Source organism: Bacillus sp. 22475 (genome assembly GCF_052044835.1).
Taxonomy (GTDB): domain Bacteria; phylum Bacillota; class Bacilli; order Bacillales; family Bacillaceae_G; genus Bacillus_A; species Bacillus_A cereus.
This window is the reverse complement of the sequence record NZ_JBQENW010000008.1, coordinates 195,352-216,993: the sequence shown is the minus strand read 5'-3', so window position 1 is coordinate 216,993 and position 21,642 is coordinate 195,352. Positions and strand designations below refer to the sequence as shown.

Genomic DNA, 21,642 nt, shown 5'->3' with positions numbered 1-21,642 from the left:
AAATTAACTTTATTAACTTTCATATACAATAGGAAAGGTGCATATTTACATATCAATGAAAATATACACCTTTCCTCAGTTATATCATCAAGGTATTCTCTTCTATTACAAAGAATTCAGAGCATTTACATCATACTTTGAGCAACTCATATAGGTTTATATGTATCTATCAAGTAATTTTTGCACTATCCCCTTAAAAAATAATGCTCTTGATATATTCATCATTGCCTACACTTGTTTGCAGTTATTGGGCTGCCCTTTTCATTCATAAGCGTTACATCTTTTGTGCTCTCTACTTTTCCGTTAATGAAAGGGATGTTTCTTTTATTCCTTCAAATTCATTTAGTACATACATAGCTATTTTTTCAACTGCAGGTGAATCCACTATTTCTTCATGTGATCCAGGAACAGAATACATATTTACTCTTCCTTTTAATAAAGGTCCCCATTCTGTAAACAACTCTTTTCCTTCCTCAGCACTAAAGTAGAGAACTTCTCCAGAGTATGGTATTAAATCATGCTCTGCCATTATATTCAGGCATTTCCTATGAGCATTGATAACTTGCTTCAAATTCATAAGATCTGCATCAGGCGGGAGTACTCCCTCCATAATTAATCGCTCTACAAGCATATCTTGTTTATGGATGAGGCCTTCTTCCTGCTCAGTAAAATCTCTAGGAATGAAATGCTCATATATATATGAGAGCATTTCTTCTCTTGTTTTATAATCCTGCTCTGATGGTACTTTTGTATCCATTAGTACCAACAACTCAACTTCCTCACCTTGACTCCTTAGTACAGTTGCGACTTTATAAGCAATTGCACCGCCTAAAGACCATCCTCCAAGACGATATGGACCTTCTGGCTGAACACTTTTTATTTCTTCGATGTAAAATTGAATTACTTCCGGCAAGGTCAACTCGTCAATTTCTTTCTTTTCTATAAGAGGATTCTGTAAACCATAAAATGAACAATGGTTCTTAAGTAATCTTGCTAGTTGAATGTAACAGAATACATTCCCCATAAACGGATGAACGCAGAAGAAAGGTCTTTTTTCTGATTCTTGCAGTGGAACCAGCGCTGATACTGATTTCGTCATATCATACTTATCACGAATAAGGCATGCGATTCCTTCCACTGTTGGATTCTTAACCAATGTAGACACCTTAATCTCTTTTCCAAACTTCTCCCTAATTTTTGAAACTAGTTTAATTACAAGGAGAGAGTGTCCCCCTCTATTAAAGAAATCATCATTTACATAGACATCTTCTATCTGTAACACATCCTGCCAGATTTTAATCAACTGATATTCAATTTCATCCCTTGGAATGATTGGTGTAGAGAAGTTATTTTCTCTTTGAATAGTTAAATTGTTCAATGCCTTTCGATCAACTTTTCCATTCGTTGTAAGAGGAATCTCGTCTACCTTAATAAAGTGTGCAGGAACCATATAATTCGGTACTTGTCTCTTGAGATATTCACGCCAATCATGCATACTTCCATCTCCAACTACATAAGCAACCAATCTCTGCTCTCCTAATTTATCCTCTGTTACCAAAACTACTGCTTCTTTTACCAATGGATGCCTCTCTAGATTCGCTTCAATCTCTTCAAGTTCAATACGAAAGCCCCTAATTTTCACTTGATTATCAATTCTTCTCAGGTAATCTAAATTACCATCAGGTAAATAACGAACCAAATCTCCCGTACGATATAAACGCTCTTCTTCATTAAATGGATGACGGATAAATCGCTCTGCTGTTAATTCTGGACGATTCAAGTATCCTCTCGCTATACCTGCACCACCGATATATAGCTCACCTGTTACACCAACTGGAACAGGTAACAAATTTTCATCCAATACATAAGTTTGAACGTTCGGCAACGGACGTCCAATTGTAACTCTCTTACTATCTGTTTGAATATGATAACACGTTGCATCAACCGTACATTCTGTAGGACCGTATACGTTATAAAAATCAATTTTTTCGGTCTCTACTAGCTGTTCCCATAATGACGGCATGATTGCTTCACCACCGACTAATATCTTACTTGGTACATGAACATCACCACTTATTTCTAGCAATCCTCCATCTATAAGTAATTGAAGTAATGAAGGTGTCATATCAAACATTTCCAATTTATTCTCCCTAATATAAGACACAAATTGTTCCGGATTAGTGCGAACTTCACTTGGGATAATATATAAACTTGAGCCATAAAGCAACATTTGTAATTGCTGAATAGATACATCAAAGGCAATTGACGCATTCAAACCGACACGCATATTACTAGGTATGTCATGTAAGAAAACTTCTTTTTGTAAACCATAGGATAGGTTTATTACAGAATGGTGCTGTACTAAAGCCCCCTTTGGATTCCCTGTCGAACCAGAAGTATAGATAACATACGCTAAGTTTTCCCCTGTTACCTCACATATTGGTGAAAGTTTGCTTTCTTGAGAAAGCATTGCTTGGTCCCTATCTAGGCAAACTGTCTTGATGTCTTTAGGTATCCATCCTAGTAATACCTCATTTGTAACTAACACTTTAATTCCCGTGTCTTGTAAAATATATTGCAGGCGGCTTTCTGGATTCGATGGATCCAATGGAACATAGGCTGCTCCAGCCTTCCAAATTCCCATGAGACCAACAATCATCTCAACTGATCGATCAAAGCAGAGGCCAACTAATGACTCTGTCCCAATTCCACATTTCTGTAAATGATGGGCTAATTGATTAGCTCTTTCATTCAGCTCTCGATACGTTAGTTGCTGTTTTTCATCTACCACTGCCACCGCGTCAGGTGTACGATTTACTTGCTCTTCGAATAGTTGATGAATTACATTCTCACGTGGATAGGATATAGCATTATTATTCCATTCTTCCAATAGCTTTCTTTGTTCAGCCTCCGTAATATATACTAGCTCCGATAGATTTTGATTAATGTTTTTGAGCATTTGCATTAACACTTTGTGTAAATGACCCAGCATTCGTTCAATGGTTACTCTATTAAACTTACTACGGTCATACATTAACTTTAACGATAACTGAATTCCTGGAACTACAGCCAATCCTAATGGATAGTGAGTTTGTTCTACCCCTTTCAATTCACCAATTTCCAGATTTTCTGAAGATTCTTCTTTCACTGGATAATTTTCAAACACATATAAACAATTGAACAGCGGTGTACCTCTAGGAACCTCACTCCACCCCTGAATCTCTGTCAAAGAAGCATACTCATATTGTCTTCTTTCTATCTCTTCCTCTTGTAACTTCTGCAACCAATCTATTACTTTTATATCATCCATCAATTGAATTCGCGTCGGTGACGTTGTAATGAAAGGACCTACGATGTTTTCAATACCAATAATCTCCGTAGAACGCCCTGAGCTTGTTACACCAAAGACAATGTCATTTTCTCCACTATATCGGCTCATGAGATATGCCCATGCACCTTGAATTACTGTACTCAAAGTAAGTTTATTTCGTTTCGCCCATCCTTGTAACTCTTGAGTCTGCTCTTCTGATAAATACGTAACCTTCTCTGTGTAACCTTTTTCTTCCTCTTTACTTTCTAAGCCCAGTAAAGTTGGTGCAGTAAAACCTTTTAGCTTCTCTCTCCAGAATTGTTCCGCCTGCTCCTTATCTTGTTCTCTGAGCCATTGGATATATTTCTTATATGGTGAGGATTTAGGTAACTTTACAGCTTCTCCATTCATTCTCTTCTGATAGACTGTAAGTAATTCATTAAAGACCAATGGTAAACTCCATCCATCCAGTAAAATATGGTGATGTGTCCAAACAATCCGATATTCTTCCTCACCTTCTTGAATGACTGTTACCCGCATCAATGGTGCTTTATCAAATTGGAAGGCTTGTTTTCGATCTAATGCCAAAAAGACTTTTCTTTTTTCTTCTATCTCTTCACTTGTCATTGTACACCAGTCTTCTTTGTTCACTTTAAATGGGATATTTTCATACACCACTTGTACAGGTTCTTCAATTTCGTCCCATACAAATGCTGTACGAAAAATTTCATGCCGCTGAATTACAGATTTCCACGCCTGCTCAAAAGTAGGAATATCCATTTCTCCTTGAATCATAAAACTCAATTGCACTATATACGGTGCAACATGTTCATCCCCTTGATCATGCAATGTGTGGAAAATCATACCTTCTTGCAAAGGTGATAGTGGATATAAATCAGTAATCTGATTGTTCTTTCCACGATGCATTTTGTTTAGTACATTTGTCAAACCTTCTTGGCTAAGATTAGCCATTGCAAAATCCGAAATGGTCAGTGCAGATTCTCTATCTGAAGATTGAATCAATCTACTCAGTTGATATAGCATATTCTGTGCAATACTTTGAATCGTTGATTTGGCAAATTGTCCAACATTGTATACCCAAGTGAACTGAAGTTTTCCATCCGTTACAACCCCAATTACATCAATTACATGCGATCGCTTGGAACCGGCAGCATGATCTAAACGCTTAAATTCGTTCTCTGGAATAAACATTGCATCGCTAGAAAACATTTGGTCAAATTGTCCAAGATAGTTAAAACTAATAGACGGTGTATATTGGGAGCTTAATGGCTCACACATTGTTGTGTTCATGTAACGCAACACCCCATAATCAACACCCTTATTAGGAATTTTGCGAACTTGTTCTTTAACTGCTTTTAATGCTGCAATTGGCGTATTAGCATTAGTAATATTTAAATGAACTGGGTAAATACTTGTAAACCATCCCACGGTTCTCGATAAATCAACATCTTCAATAATCTCTTCTCGACCATGTCCCTCTAAATCTACGCTTAATATCGGCTGCCCCGTACATGCTGCTGTAGCTTGTACCAATGCTGCTAATAATACTTCATTGATTTGGACACGGTGAGTGCTTAAAGTCTCTTGCAATAACATACGGGTCTCATTCTCGTTTAACACCACAGTAATTTCCTCAGTTACTGCGCTTACTGGATTACTTATAGTACCATCTACTGGCAGTATAACTACGTCTTGTTCAACCTGCTGCTCCCAGTAATGTAGCACTTCTTTTGATATTCCAGTTTGAGCGTAATGTTGTAATTTCTCCGACCATTCTTTAAAAGATGTACTCTTCATAGGTAATTGAATTTTTTGCCCTTGGACTGCTTGCGTATATGCTCTTTGCAAATCTTCCAATAAAATTCGCCAAGAAACACCATCCACGGCTAAGTGATGAATTGTCCAAAATAATCGGCCAGTCTTCTCACCTTCATCAAAATACACCATTCTCATTAAAGGACCATCATGTAAATTCAATCTTTCTTGTGCAACATTAATCTCTTTTTGAATAACTTCATGCCAATCCGCTTCCGGCACTTCGTCTAATGAAATGACAGTCAGCATCAATTGTTCTTCAATTCCTTCATTCCACTGTTCCCAAGTCCCATTAGGTAAACGTTCATATCTTAAACGCAGGGCATCATGATGAAGTAGAAGGTTACGCGCTGCCTTTTCCAGTGATCCTATGTCCAATTTTTCTTTCGTTCTAAAGAACATGGATTGATTCCAATGATGTGGATTAGGATGATTTTGTGCAAAAAACCTTTGCTGAATAGGTGTAAGTATCGTCTCTCCAGTTATAATTCCTTGTTCAGCTTGTACACCTTGTTCTTCTTTGACTACTTGCGCCAACTCAGCAATCGTTTGGTGTTCAAATAGTTGTTTTGGTGTCAACTGTAAACCAGCTTGCTTTGCGCGAGAGACAATCTGAATGCTAAGAATTGAATCTCCACCAATTTCAAAAAAGTTATCATAAATACCAATACGTTTTGAACCTAGCACACGTTCCCAAATCATAGAAAGCTTATGTTCACGTTCATTTCTTGGGGCCGCGTAGCCTTCTTGTGTTCCTTGATAATCTGGTATAGGTAACGATTTCCGATCAACCTTTCCATTTATGGTTAGCGGTAATTCTTTCATTTCGACAAAGTAGGAAGGTATCATATGGATTGGCAGTTTTGTTTTAAGATACTCTCGCCATTCTTCTACACTACCTTCGCCCACTACATAAGCTACTAACCTCTTATCTCCCGACTGATTTTCCCTAACTATTACAACTACCTCTTTTACCAAGTCATGCTCTTGTAAAGTCGACTCAATCTCCCCAAGTTCGATTCGAAATCCTCTAATCTTCACTTGATTATCCATTCTTCCTAAGTAGTCTATATTACCATCAGGAAGATATCTCACAAGATCGCCTGTTCTATATAACCTCTCGCCTTCTTTGAATGGATGAGAAATAAATCGTTCGGATGTTAACTCTGGACGATTCAAGTACCCCCTTGCTAGACCTGCTCCTCCGATATAAAGTTCGCCCATCACACCAACTGGAACTGACAACCTATTTCTATCTAATACATAAGTTTGGACGTTAGGCAATGGACACCCAATTGTTACTCTCTTACTATCTTTTTTGATATGATAGCATGTTGCATCAACCGTACATTCTGTAGGACCATATACATTATAAAACTGTATTTTATCAGTCTCTACTAGCTGTTCCCATAATGACGGCATAATCGCTTCACCACCAACCAGTACCTTACTTGGAACATGAACTCCATCGCACGTTTCTAACAATCCGACATCTATAAGTAATTGAAGCAATGAAGGTGTTATATCAAAGATTTCTAACTTGTTTTCCCTAATATAAGCTACAAACTGCTCCGGATCACTTCGTACTTCATTCGGAATAATATACAAACTTGAACCATAAAGCAGCATTTGTAATTGCTGGATAGATGCATCAAAGGCAATTGACGCATTTAAACCGACATGCATGTTAGATGGTATCTCATGTTCGAAAACCTCTTTTTGTAAACCATGCGACAAGTTTAGTACAGAATGATGCTGTATCAAGACACCCTTTGGATTCCCCGTTGATCCCGAAGTATAGATAACATACGCTAAGTTTTCTCCTGTTACTTCACATTTTGGTGAAAAAATGCTTTCTTTTGAAATCATTGCTTGATCCCTATCTAGACAAACTATCTTGATTTCTTTAGGTATCCAGTCTTCCAATGACTCGTTCGTAACTAATACTTGAATTCCAGTGTCCCCCAAAATATATCGTAGGCGACTTTCTGGATATGATGGGTCTAATGGAACATAGGCTGCTCCAGCCTTCCAAATCCCCATAATACTAACAATCATCTCAACTGAACGCTCAAAGCAAAGTCCAACCAATGATTCATTCCCAATTCCGCATTGCTGAAGATAGTGGGCCAATTGATTAGCTTTTTCATTCAGCTCTCGATACGTTAACTGCTGTTTTTCATCTACCACTGCTACCGTATCAGGTGTACGATTTACTTGCTCTTCAAACAGCTGATGAATCGTACTTTCCTGTGGATATGCTACAGCATCATTATTCCACTCCTCCAACTGTTTTTGCTGTAATCCTGACAATATAGGCAACTTAGCTAATGATTTATCAGGATTCTCCACGATTACATTCAACCAGTTCCCAAAATGTTCAGCCATGGATTCAATAGTTAAGCTGTCAAATAAATCAGTTCTATAAACAAAAGTAAGTAATAAACCCTCTTCCACTTCTGCAGCAGTTAAACTTAGATCAAACTTAGCGATAGGAGCATTACTTTCCATTACTTCTATATTTCTTCCATGTAGTTCTGGTAGCTTCTGTCCCGTATTTTGCAAAGTAAACATGGTTTGGAAAATCGGAGAATGGCTTGTATTTCGTTCAGGTTGGATAACCTCTACAATTTTCTCAAACGGAACATCTTGATACTCATACGCCTTCAATGCTTTTATCCGCACTTGAGACAACAACTCTTGAAATGCCGGTGCATTACTTAAATCAGCTCGATAAACCAATGTATTGACAAAGAAACCAATCAGCCCTTCAATTTCTCGATAATTTCGATTTGCAATTGGGCTGCCAACAATAATATCCGTTTGTCCCGTATAACGAGCAAGGAAACTTTGATACGATGCCAATAAGGTCATGAAAAGTGTGGCCCCTTCTTGACGACTTAGTTCGTTTAATTTATCCAGTAATGAGCGCGATAACAAAACATTATGAGTTAATCCATGGTGGGTTTGCACTGGCGGACGCGGACGATCCATTGGCAACATTAAGACTGGTAACTCACCGGATAATTCTTCCTTCCAATACGCAAGTTGTTGATATAGTACTTCATCTTTCAACCATTCTCTTTGCCACTGAGCAAAATCGGCATATTGAACTGGTAGTGGTTCCAGCTCTGCTTGTTTTTCACCAATCGCATTCTCATAAAATGCCATCCATTCTTGAAGCAAGATTTCCATCGACCATCCATCTGAGATAATATGATGCATATTACACAGAAGAACCCATTCTTCTTCTGAAATTCTTATGAGTTTCCCACGGAACAATGGCCCTTTTTCTAAATCAAATGGAGATTCGACTTCAGTTTGAATCCATTGCTCCAACTTTCTTTCTCGCTCCTCTAATGAAAGCTTAGTTAAGTCCATTTGCAGAAGCGGACGGAAAACGTACGGTTGAATCTGCTGCATAGGATGGCCATCCTCTTCATAAAATACAGTCCGCAAAGATTCATGACGCTCTATCAACTGATTCCATCCCAACTCCAATGCCTCAGGTAACCAATTCCCTGTAAGACGGCATGCCATTGGCATATTATAAAGTGCACTATTAGGTGCAAATTGATCAATAAACCATAAGCGCTGTTGGGCATAAGACAGTGGAATATTTCCCCCTCGTTCCATCGGCATCAATGGTGGAATTTCTCGTTTTTCGCTCCCCTTACGTAACTGATCTATTCGTTTCGATAATGCCTCGACCGTTGAATATTCGAACAGTTCACGTACTGGCAATTTGATTTGAAAGACTTCCTGTAAGCGTGAGACCACTTGTGTAGCAAGTAGAGAGTGACCACCGAGCTCAAAGAATGAATCCTGAACATCAATGTCTCTTATTCCTAGCACTTGACTCCACACTGAAGCAATAAGTTCTTCCAGCGGAGTTCTTGGGTATACAGTATTTTCAGCGGATTGTTCACTAAGTATAGGCAATGCCTTCAAATCAAGCTTTCCATTCGGTGTAAGTGGTAAAAATTCCATCTCAATAAAGTTTGTCGGAACCATGTAATTAGGTAAATGTGTTTGTAGATGTTCTCGCCATTCATGGACACTTCCTTCACCAACTACATAAGCTACTAATCTCTTATCACCTTGATTATCCTCTCGCGCCAATACAACAGCTTCTTTCACAGAAGAATGCGCCTGCAAAACAGCTTCTATTTCTCCCAATTCAATCCGGAAACCACGAATTTTCACTTGGTCATCTATACGTCCATGGAACTGGAGATTACCATCAGAAAGATAACTTGCTTTGTCTCCTGTATAATAGAGACGTTCTCCTGACTTGAAAGGATGTGGAATAAATTTTTCCTTTGTAAGATCCGGACGATTAGCATATCCACGTGCAAGACTCTTCCCTCCAATATAGAGATCCCCAATTACACCAATTGGTACTAGCTGAAGATGAGAATCTAACACATAAACTTCTGTATTCGCAATCGGTCGACCAATCGATGGCGTACCTGTTGTCACCCCTACAGGTACGTAACAATCTGTGGTAACAACGGTATTTTCCGATGGACCATACTGATTAATTACCGCAAAAGGAATATCGCTAGATGGATACTGCGTTAATTGATCCCCACCAGTAATGATAAAACGAAGATCCGTTTTATCTGGCCAAGATAATTTCAAGAGTCTTTCCAGAATAGGTGTAGGTGCAAAACTAGCTGTTATTCGTGAATCAATGAGCCAGTCCCTTAGTGCTTCTGGATTAATTCTCAGTTCCTCTGTTGACAAGTAGAGTGCTGCACCAGCAGTTAGATACGGCCAAATCTCCTGGACAGCCGAATCAAAAGCAACCCCTGCAATCTGAGTCGCACGATCCTCTGCTGAAATATGATAAACTTCTTGATGCCAAGAAACCATATTCATTAATGAGCGATTTTCAACCATGACACCCTTCGGTTTTCCTGTAGAACCAGAGGTATAAACAATATAGGCTAAGTTCTCTGGATTTATTTGACGTGTAGGTGCGATTACGCTTTCCACTGTTAGTTCTTCTAACCTCACCATTTCGACGTGTGCGAAATGTCCTTCTTGTCCTTCCGCCGTCACTACAAATTGAATTCCTGCATCTTCAATCATGTATTCTAACCTTGATTTTGGATACAACGGATCTAAAACAACATAAGCTCCACCAGCTTTTAAAATGCCTAGTAAACTTGCCATTAGCTCAGCTGACCTCGGAAGATAAACTCCTACCACTGACTCTGGGGCTACTCCCTTTCGCCGTAAAACATTTGCCAACTGATTTGCTTGTGTATCCAGTTCACCATAAGTCCACTGTTTTGTTTGATCAACTACCGCAATCGCATCCGGACGCCTTGCTACTTGCTCCTCAAATCTGTCGCAAATAAGACCCTGATGAGACATTTCCATTACAGTGTCATTCCATGTTTCTAATAACAAAGTACGCTCGGGTTCTGATAGCATGCTTAGGTCATGCAACGGATTTTGTGGGCGATAAGAAACTTCATGTAGCCATTTCTCAAAGTGTCCTGCCATCCGTTCAATAGTAGTAGCATTGAATAAATCCTTATTATACTCAAAAGTAAAAAGTAATCCCTCTTCCATCTCAGCTGCCATTACACTTAAATCAAACTTTGCAATTGGACTATGGCTTTCTATCATTTCAATACTTCTACTAGATAACATCGGAAACTCTTGTTTCATATTTTGCAAGATGAACATAGTCTGGAAGATTGGCGAATGACTTGTACTTCGTTCCGGTTGCACAACTTCTACAATTTTTTCAAATGGAATATCTTGATATTCATACGCCTTCAATGCCTTTTGACGAACCTGATATAGTACATCTTGAAATGTCGGTCTACCACTCAAATTAGCTCGATAAACCAGCGTGTTAACGAAGAAACCAATTAGTCCTTCAATTTCTCTATAATTCCGATTCGCAATTGGGCTTCCGACCAGGATATCTTCTTGTCCCGTATAACGAGATAGAAAACTTTGATATGCAGCTAAAAGCGTCATGAAGAGTGTAGCCCCTTCTTTTCGACTAAGTTCATTCAATTTATCATGTAGCGTGCTTGACAGAACCAGAGTGTATGTCGACCCGTGATGAGTTTGTATTGCGGGACGCGGGCGATCCATAGGAAGTTGGAGTACAGGAAGCTCCCCAGACAATTCTTCCCTCCAATATTGGAGTTGTTGATTAAGCACCTCCTCCTTTAGCCATCCTTTTTGCCACTGAGCAAAGTCGGCATATTGAACCGGTAATGGTTCAAGTTCCGCTACCTTTCCATCCGTTGCTTTCTCATAAAATGCCATCCATTCTTCAAGTAGGATTCCCATTGACCATCCATCTGAAATGATATGATGTAGAGTACAAAGGAGTATCCATTCTTCCTCTCCCACGCGCAAAATACTTGTCCTGATTAATGGACCCTCTGTTAAATCAAATGGCACTTCTGTTTCTTGTTGAATTAAACGTTTAACTTCTTCTTCTTGATCTTCAGAAGAAAGCATAGTTAAATCCGTTTTCGGAATTGATTGAAAAGCATACGGTTCAATTTGCTGTACGGGTTGACCGTTCACTTCGTGAAAGACCGTCCGCAGTGATTCATGACGTTCTATTAGTTGGTTCCATCCCGTTTCCAATGCTTCAAGTAGCCAATTTCCTGTAAGGCGGCATACCATTGGCATATTGTAAAGGGCACTATTAGGTGTAAATTGATCAATGAACCATAAGCGTTGTTGGGCATAAGATAGTGGGATAGCTTCTCCTCGTTTCATTGGTATTAGCGGCGGAATCTCTCGTTTTTTATCTCCTTTACGTAACTGTTCTAATCGCTTTGCCAGTGACTCCACCGTTGTATATTCAAATAGTTCACGTACTGGTAATTCGATTTGAAAAATTCCCTGTAAACGTGAAACTACTTGAGTAGCTAGTAGTGAATGACCACCGATTTCAAAAAAGGAATCCTGAACATTAATATTTTTTATTCCTAACACTTGGCTCCAAACGGAAACGATAAGCTCCTCCACTGGTGTTCGTGATGAAGTAATATCTTCACTTATGAACTGTTCTTCTAATTCCAGTAAGGCTTTCCGATTCACCTTACCATTTGGAGTGAGTGGCATACCTTCAATTTTGAAAAAGTATGCCGGAACCATATAATGTGGCAGTTGCTTCTTGAGATATTCACGCCACTCCCCAGTATCGCCTTCACCCACTACATAAGCTATTAACTGCTTATCTCCTGGTCGATCTTCCTTCACCAACACGACTGCCTCTTTTACAGATGAGTGATCATGTAAAGCTGCTTCAATTTCTCCCAATTCAATTCGGAATCCTCTAATTTTAACTTGGTTATCTATTCTTCCAATATATTCTAAGTTACGATCATTCATATATCTCACCAAGTCACCCGTTCGATATAATCGTTCCCCGTCCTTAAAGGGATGCGGAATAAAACGTTCAGTAGTTAAATCCGGTCGATTGAAGTAGCCACGTGCTAATCCTACTCCTCCAAGGTAAAGTTCCCCTGCCACACCAATCGGGACCACTTGTTGATATTGATCTAACACATACAACTCTGTATTATCAATCGGACGACCAATTGGAATAAGCATTGGTTCTTTTTCTAAATCACAATCGTAATAAGTCACATCCACAGTTGCTTCAGTAGGACCATATAAGTTAATTAACTTTGTTTGCTGAGCATTGTAAAAGATTCCCTTAAACCGGCGAACCTGCTCAGTGTTTAACGCTTCTCCACTAGTAAAAACTTGAATTAAAGACGAGACATCCCTTTTCGAATTATATAGTTCCATATAATCTAAGAAAGTAGATAACATCGACGGAACAAAGTGCATGGTGGATACACGGTATCGTTCAATATACTCCTCAATCACCGCAGGATCTTTCTCCCCTCCTGGTGGAAGTAAACAAACACGTGCTCCTACAAATGACCACCAAAATAATTCCCAGACAGAAACATCGAACGAAAACGGTGTCTTTTGTAGGATTGTATCCTCCTCGGACAATGGATATTTTTTCTGCATCCACTGTAGGCGATTGATAACGGAATGATGTTCAATCATTACCCCCTTTGGATTTCCCGTCGAACCCGAAGTGTATATAATATAAGCTAAGTTATTTGCTGTTACTCCACTTACCGGAGCTAAATTACTCTCTTTAGAAATCATCACTTGATCCCGGTCTAAACAAATTGCTTGAATATCTTTAGGTAACCAGTCCTGTAGTGTTTCTTTTGTTAACAGCACTTGAATTTGTGAATTCTCCAAAATATATCTTAGGCGGTTTTCGGGATAACTTGGGTCCAGTGGGACATAAGCCCCACCTGCCTTCAAAATCCCAAAGAGACCAATAATCATATCAGGAGAACGTTCAATACATATACCAACCAATGATTCAGGTCCGATACCTCGTTTTTGTAGAAAATGTGCCAATTGATTCGATTTTTCATTCAGTTCTTGATACGTTAGCTTTCCACCCTCATAAACTACCGCCACTGCATTAGGTGTACGTGCAACTTGCTGCTCAAATAGCTCATGAATCATACAATCATGACCATAAACTACGTCCGTATCATTCCATTCTTCTAGGAGTTGTTTTTGCTCAGTATCCGATAACATTGACAGCTTTGTATATGATTCATCTGGATGATACGTGATTTCATTTAGCCAGTTCTCAAAATGTACTGCCATACGCGCAATGGTACTACTATCAAATAAATCCGTGTTGTATTCAAATGAGACGAATAGACCTTCTTCCACTTCATAGGCAGTTAAGCTCAAATCAAATTTAGCAATAGACATATTACTTTCTACCATTTCAATACTTCTATCAGGCAAATCAAGTCGTTCTTGTTTTATATTCTGTAGCGTAAACATGGTCTGAAATATAGGGGAATGACTCATACTTCGTTCAGGTTGCACAGCTTCTACCACTTTTTCAAATGGGATATCTTGATATTCGTATGCTTTTAACGCCTTTTTCTTTGTTTGGTTCAAAACCTCTCGAAAAGTAGGGGTGCCACTCAAATCTGATCGATAGACCAACGTATTAACAAAGAAACCAATTAATCCTTCTACTCCCTTATGGTTCCGATTTGCAATCGGGCTACCAACTAGAATATCTTTTTGTCCCGTATAACGAGCAAGAAAGCTCTGGTATGCGGCCATTAAAGTCATAAATAAAGTAGATCCTTCTTGTCGACCTATATCCTTCAATTGACTGAGCAATTTATAAGGAAAAATTACATGATGCGTAGCCCCAGAGTAAGTCTGCTTAACCGGTCGAGGTCGATCCACTGGCAGTTGTAAGATAGGAAGTTCACCAGACAATTCTTCCTGCCAATACGTAAGCTGACGATTTAGCACATCACCTTGCAACCACTCCTTTTGCCACTTCGCAAAGTCTGCATATTGAATGGATAGTGAACTTAATTTAGCAGGATTTCCGCCCGTTTCTTCTTCATAGAAAGCAAGGAATTCATTCATGAATATACCAATGGACCAAGCATCAGAAATAATATGATGCATCGTACACAGTAATAACCATTCATCCTTCTCTAATTGAACAAGCTGATTACGAATTAAAGGACCATTCATTAAATCAAATGGTTCTTGCGCTTCTCTCGCAATTAAACTATCTACCTCTTTTTCTTTTACTTCTAGAGGAAGTTGAGAGTAATCTCTTACAGGTAATGCTCTAGGAAGGAATTCGACAATTTGTTGCACAGGTTGTTCTCCTACTTCTTTAAAAACAGTTCGTAATGATTCATGGCGTTCAATGAGTCGATTGAATCCCTTTTCTAATGCTTCAGGTATCCAATTTCCTTTTAGATGCCATACTGTTGGAATATTATATAAAGAACTGTTTGGGTTAAATCTGTCCATAAACCACAAACGTTGTTGTGCATAAGACAACGGGAGTGCTTCTTTATTCTCCTTTTTTTGCATTTGCTTCTGAAGCCATGCTCTCTTCTCAGGAGAAAGTGAACTCAGCTTTGCAAGTAAATCACTTCTCATTTTTTTACCCCTTCCTCAATCAAATTACTCTCGAATATCCCTTGTGCTTCTTCCTCTGATAGCTCCTCTAATTGCTTAAGTAGTTCCAGTAATTCTTCATCATTACTCACTTCTGCTTCTTTTTGAACATAGTCTTGAAGACTTACATTCTCCTTACTATCATTCTGCATTTCTTGATTTTTGTTATCGAGCAATTGATCAATCTGTTCTGCCAATTGCTGCACCGTATGAAACATAAATAAATCATGCAATGGTATCTCGATTCCAAAAGCCTCTTTAAGATTGGAAACAGCTTGCGTAGCGAGTAGTGAATGGCCACCAATTTCAAAAAACGAATCTTGAATTCCGATGTTTTCCATACCTAAAACTTCATGCCATATCGAAACGATTGTTTTTTCCGTAGACGTACGAGGAGCAATATAACCACTTGCTATCTCCTGTTTCTCTGGTGCTGGTAAGGCCTTCCTATCAATTTTCCCATTAGGAGTGAGTGGAAATGCATTTAATCCAACAAAATAGGCTGGGATCATATAATTTGGTAGTTGATCCTTGAGATAATCACGCCACTTTTGAGCATCCCCGCCTCCTACAACATAGGCGATCAAACGCAGATCGCCAGGATAATCTTCCCGCACCATCACAATAGATTCGTTAACTAATGTATGCCTTTGTAATGTCGCTTCAATTTCTCCTAGTTCAATCCGGAACCCACGAATTTTTACTTGATGATCGATTCGTCCAACATACTCCAAATTTCCATCCGGCAAATACCTTACTAGATCTCCCGTCCGGTATACTCGCTCTCCTTCTTTAAACGGATGCGGTATAAAACGATTTTTCGTTAAGTCAGGTCGCTTTAAATATCCACGTGCTAATCCTGATCCACCAATGTATAGCTCACCAACTACACCAATTGGAACCATTTTTTGTTCAGCACTTAGTACATATACTTCTGTATTGAATATTGGTTTACCAATTGGTGGGACCCTATGCATGACACCATTTTCTAATTCCATATACGTGGAATACGTAGTATCTTCGGACGGTCCATATAGGTTGTACACCTTTTCAATCGTACTTCTCTCGTATAAATCTTGAACAAGCGAATATGGCAATGGTTCTCCAGCCAAATTCATCACCTTTACCGAAGAAGGGATTGTTTTTGCTCGAACCAGTTCCTTTGCTGCCGATGGCACAGTATTAACCAAAGTTACACCTTTGGAAGACAACTTCTCCAGATGTAGAGCATTTTCAGTGACAATCACCTTACCACCCATCGTTAAGGGAACAAATACCTCAAAAACGGATAAATCAAAAGATAGCGAAGTTGAAGCTAACACTCCCGCTAATTCCTTTCGGGAATACGTGTGATGCGCCCAATGAATCATTGTTACTGTATTCCTGTGCTCAATCATTACTCCCTTTGGATTTCCAGTGGAACCTGAAGTATAAATAATATAGGCTAAGTTATCGCCCGTCACTTCACTCGTACATACCGTAGTTACTTCTTGTTCTATTTCTGCTCGATTACGATCAATACAAATCACGTTGACGAATTTAGGTATAAACATTTTTTGTTGTAACTTTTCCTGTGTCACCAGTACCTTTATTTGAGCATCTTCTAAAATGTACTGCAGTCGACTTTCCGGATACGCTGGATCAATTGGGACATATGCTCCTCCCGCCTTTATAATTCCTAAGAGACCGACAATCATCTCGGATGAACGTGTAACGCAAATGCCAACTAATGATTCGCATGTTACACCATTTTTTTGTAAATAATGTGCCAACTGATTCGAGCGTTCGTCCAACTCTCGATATGTTAGTTCTTCATCTTCGCACACTACTGCAATTGCTTCTGGTGTTTTTTTCACCTGTTCTTCAAACATTTTATGAATCGTACTTTCTTCCATATCTATAACACGCGATTTATTCCATTCCTCTAGTAGTTGCTTATATTCTACTTTCGATAACATATTCAGTTCTGATAGTACACATTTTGGATGAGAGACAATTTGATTTAACCAATGTTTAAAATGACTTGCCATACGTTCAATGGTTGTATCATTAAACAAATCAGTATTATATTCAAAGGTTAGTGATAATCCTTCTTCCGTCTCAGAAGCAAATAAACTCAAATCAAATTTGGCAACAGAAGCATGGCTTTCCATGAGTTCCATTTGTCTTTCAGATAGCTGAAGAAACTCTTGTTTCGTATTCTGTAAAGTAAACATAGTTTGGAATATTGGTGAATGACTTGTATTCCGTTCAGGTTTTACGGATTCTACCACTTTCTCAAATGGGATGTCCTGATACTCGTATGCTTTTAACGCTTTTTTTCTTACCTGCGACAAAAGTTCTTGGAACGTCGGATTTTCACTGAAATCAGCTCGATAAACCAACGTATTTGCAAAGAATCCAATTAATCCCTCAATCTCTTTCACATTTCGATTAGCGATTGGGCTTCCAACTATAATGTCGTCCTGTCCTGTATAACGAGAAAGGAAGCTTTGATACGCTGCCATCAATGTCATAAATAAAGTGCATCCTTCTTGCAGACTTAAATCTTTGAGCTTTTCCTGTAGGGAATTCGCCACTATTAAGGACTGACTTGCACCACGATGGGTTTGAACTGCAGGTCGAGGACGATCCATCGGTAATTGTAAAACCGGTAGTTCCCCAGATAATTCTTCCTTCCAATATTGAAGGTGCTGATTCAAATTCTCCTCTTTTTGCCATTCCTTCTGCCACATGACAAAATCTGCATATTGGATAGATAACTCCTTCAATTCCACTGGTTTTCCGGTTAGTGCTCCTTCATAAAAAGCCATCCATTCTTCAAGTAAGATTCCCATTGACCATCCATCTGAAATAATATGATGCATCGTACAAATGAGAACCCATTCTTCCCTGTCCACTTTCAATATTCGTGTTCGAATCAGAGGATCTTGTCCAAAATGAAATGGTTCCTCCGCCTCGTTTTGAATGAGCCGTTTCATTTCTTTTTCCCTATCTTCCAAAGAAAGATCTGTTAGATTCGTTTGAGGAATATGTCTGAACACATGAGATTGAACCTGTTGAAAAGGTTCACCCTCTTGTTCTAGAATTGTCGTCCTTAATGATTCATGACGCTCCAACAATTGATTCCATCCGACCTCCAATGCTTCAATTGACCATTTACCTGTTAAGCGACACGCTGCATGAATATTGTACATAGCACTATTTGGCATTAATTGATCAATAAACCATAGACGTTTCTGCGCATAGGAAAGTGGGATAACTTCTTCTCGTTTCATAGGTACAAGAGGAGCAACCTCTCGTTTTTTATCTTCTTTTCGTAACTGATCCACTCGTTTCGCCAATGCTTCCACTGTATCGTGCTTGAAAAGTTCACGTAATGGAATTTTAATTTGGAACAGTTCTTGCAATCGAGAGACGATTTGAGTAGCAAGTAGTGAGTGCCCACCACGTTCAAAGAAGGAATCCTGAATACCAATATTTTCTGTTCCTAACACTTGACTCCAAACCGAGGCAATAAGCTCTTCCGATGGCGTCCGGGGTAGCACATTTAAATCTTCAATAGCTTGCTCATCAGGTGCTGGCAAGGCCTTTCGGTCAATTTTCCCATTTGGAGTAAGCGGGAAATGTTCTAACTCTATAAAGTGCGCTGGAATCATATGATTCGGTAATTGGTTTTGTAAATACTCTCTCCACTCTTGGGTATTTCCATCGCTTATTACATATGCAACCAATCGTTGATCATCTGGACGATCTTCTCTAACTAATACGACAGCCTCTTTAATAAACGAACATTTTTCTAAAGTGGCTTCAATTTCACCTAATTCAATCCTAAAACCACGCATTTTGACTTGATGATCCATTCTACCTATAAATTCTATATTTCCATCAGTTAGATATCTTACTGAATCTCCTGTTCGATATAGTCGTTCCCCCAATCGAAATGGGTGCGAAACGAATTTTTCAGCTGTAAGATTCGGACGATTTAAGTATCCACGTGCTAAACCAGCACCACCAATATATAACTCACCCTCAATTCCTATTGATTGCAAGCGTTGATTTTGGTCTAATACATATAATTGCGTGTTCTGTATTGGCTGCCCAATAGAAACAAATTCTTGATTAGGCTGAATATCAAATGCATTGACATAAATAGTGGCTTCAGTTGGGCCATAAAAGTTGGTTAATTTCACTTGTCCACTATAATTCCATTTCTGCTGAAATCGTCTAACTAACCCTGAGCTTAGTTCTTCCCCACCAGAAAATACATGGCGCACGGACGAACAATTCATGTTCAATTCAATATGATTGAAGTGATCTAAGAAAACAGATAACATCGAAGGTACAAATTGAACTATGGTAATCTGATGTTGTTTAATCACTTCAGCTATAATAGAAGGATCTTTTTCTCCACCTGGAGGTAGGAAAGATACACTTGCACCAACGTGAATACCCCAAAACAATTCCCAAACAGAGACATCAAATGAGAATGGCGTTTTCTGCAAGACCACATCCTTTTCAGAAAGCGGATATTTATGTTGCATCCATTCTAGATAATTAATTACTGAATGATGCTCAATCATTACTCCCTTTGGATTCCCTGTAGATCCTGAAGTATACATAACATACGCTAAATTTCCTCCTGTTACACCACTTATACATGGGGTTGATTCTTCTTTTTCAATTGCAGTGTAATCTTTATTCATACAAATTGTTTCTGTATTTTCAGATACAAATAAATTTTTAGAATTCTCTTCCGTCACTAGTACTTCGATTCCAGCATCCTCTAATATATATCGAAGCCGACTCTCTGGATAAGTAGGGTCAAGTGGAACATACGCTGCTCCTGATTTTAGAATACCTAATAACGCTATCATCATTTGTAATGAACGTTCCATATATACCCCAACTAGAGACTCTGGGCCTACACCATGCTTTTGTAAATAATGAGCTAGCTGATTTGCACGCTTCTCCAACTCTCTATAGGTAATTTGTTCGTTTTCGTAACTAGCCGCGATTGCTTCCGGTGTTTTTTTAACTTGCTCCTCAAACATCGTATGAATCATGCCTTCAGCCGAATAATTAACTTGAGTATGATTCCATTCCTCTAGTAACTGTATTTGTTCTTCTTCTGTTAAATGAGTAATTTCAAATAGTTTTGAATCTAGGCTTTTCGTCATCTGAATTAATATTTGCAATAAGTGATTCTGAATCCGATTTATTGTTTCTTCATTAAAATAGCTTCGATCATACATCAACTTTAAAGTAATTTTCTTACCGGGCATTACAATGAGTGTTAAAGGATAATTTGTTTGTTCCGTGCTTTTAACATCTAGTAATCTTAAATCATCATTTCTCTCACCTTGAATTGGATAATTTTCAAACACATACAAGGTATGAAATAAGGAGCTATTTCGCGGAACCTCACTCCAGCCTTGAATATCTATCAACGAATTATACTCATACTGTCTTCGTTCCATTTCTTTCATTTGTATTTTACGAAGCCAATCTACTACTGATGTATTATCCGTTAATCGAATTCTGGTAGGTAATGTGTTAATAAATAGCCCCACCATATTCTCTGCTCCTATTAAATCAGTAGGACGTCCAGCGCTAGTTACGCCAAATACGACGTCACTGTCACCGCTATACCTACTCATCAAATAAGCCCATGCACCTTGTACTAACGTATTCAACGTTAATCGACTATTTCGTACCCACTTTTGTAAACTCTCAGTAAGTTCCTCAGATACTTGATAAGCACACTCTCCATAACCCTTCTCTTGTCCTTGATCCTTTCTTTCCATTGCTAATGGAGTAGGTGCATAGAACCCTTTTAATTCTTCTTTCCAAAATTCCTCTGCTTGACTTTGATCTTGTTTATTTATCCATTGAATATATTTTTTATAAGGAAGAGATTTAGGAAGATTCAACAATTCTCCCTTTATCATCTTGAGATAAACTTCCATCACTTCACTAAAGACCAATGACACACTCCATCCATCTAGCAAAATATGATGATGTGTCCAGATAATTCTCGTTTCCTCTTTTGCTTCTTTAATCGCAGTGACTCTCATCAATGGTGCTTCATCCAATAAAAATCCTTTCCTACGATCTGCAGTCAAAAACTGTTGTAATTTCTTCTCCTTCTCCTCATGCGAATAGGTACTCCAATCCTCTTGATGAATAGTAAAAGGAAGACGTTCGTAAACTGCTTGTAGAGGTTTTTCTACTTCCTCCCAAACAAATACTGAGCGCAGAACCTCATGTCGTTGAATAACATATTCCCAAGCTTTTTCAAAAGTAGCAACATCCAATTGCCCCCCGAGCAAGAAACCTACTTGTACAATATAGGAAAAAGAATGTTCATCATCTTGATCGTATAAAGTATGAAACAGTATTCCTTTTTGCAAAGGTGATAAACCATATATATCAATAACGTCTCCCAT

At 38.6% G+C, this 21,642-nt stretch carries 2 protein-coding genes; both read right to left on the bottom strand.

Going from position 1 to position 21,642, the window contains the following annotated elements; translation table 11 throughout:
- Positions 1-292: 292 nt before the first annotated feature.
- Positions 293-15,175: a non-ribosomal peptide synthase/polyketide synthase gene (locus ACTJJY_RS15695; protein WP_440605927.1), complete on the bottom strand. Its 14,883-nt coding sequence runs from the start codon at positions 15,173-15,175 to the stop codon at positions 293-295.
- A complete protein-coding gene (locus ACTJJY_RS15690; protein ID WP_440605926.1) occupies positions 15,172-21,642 on the bottom strand; it encodes an amino acid adenylation domain-containing protein in 6,471 nt (2,156 codons plus the stop codon). The genes ACTJJY_RS15695 and ACTJJY_RS15690 overlap by 4 nt, the downstream gene beginning before the upstream one ends.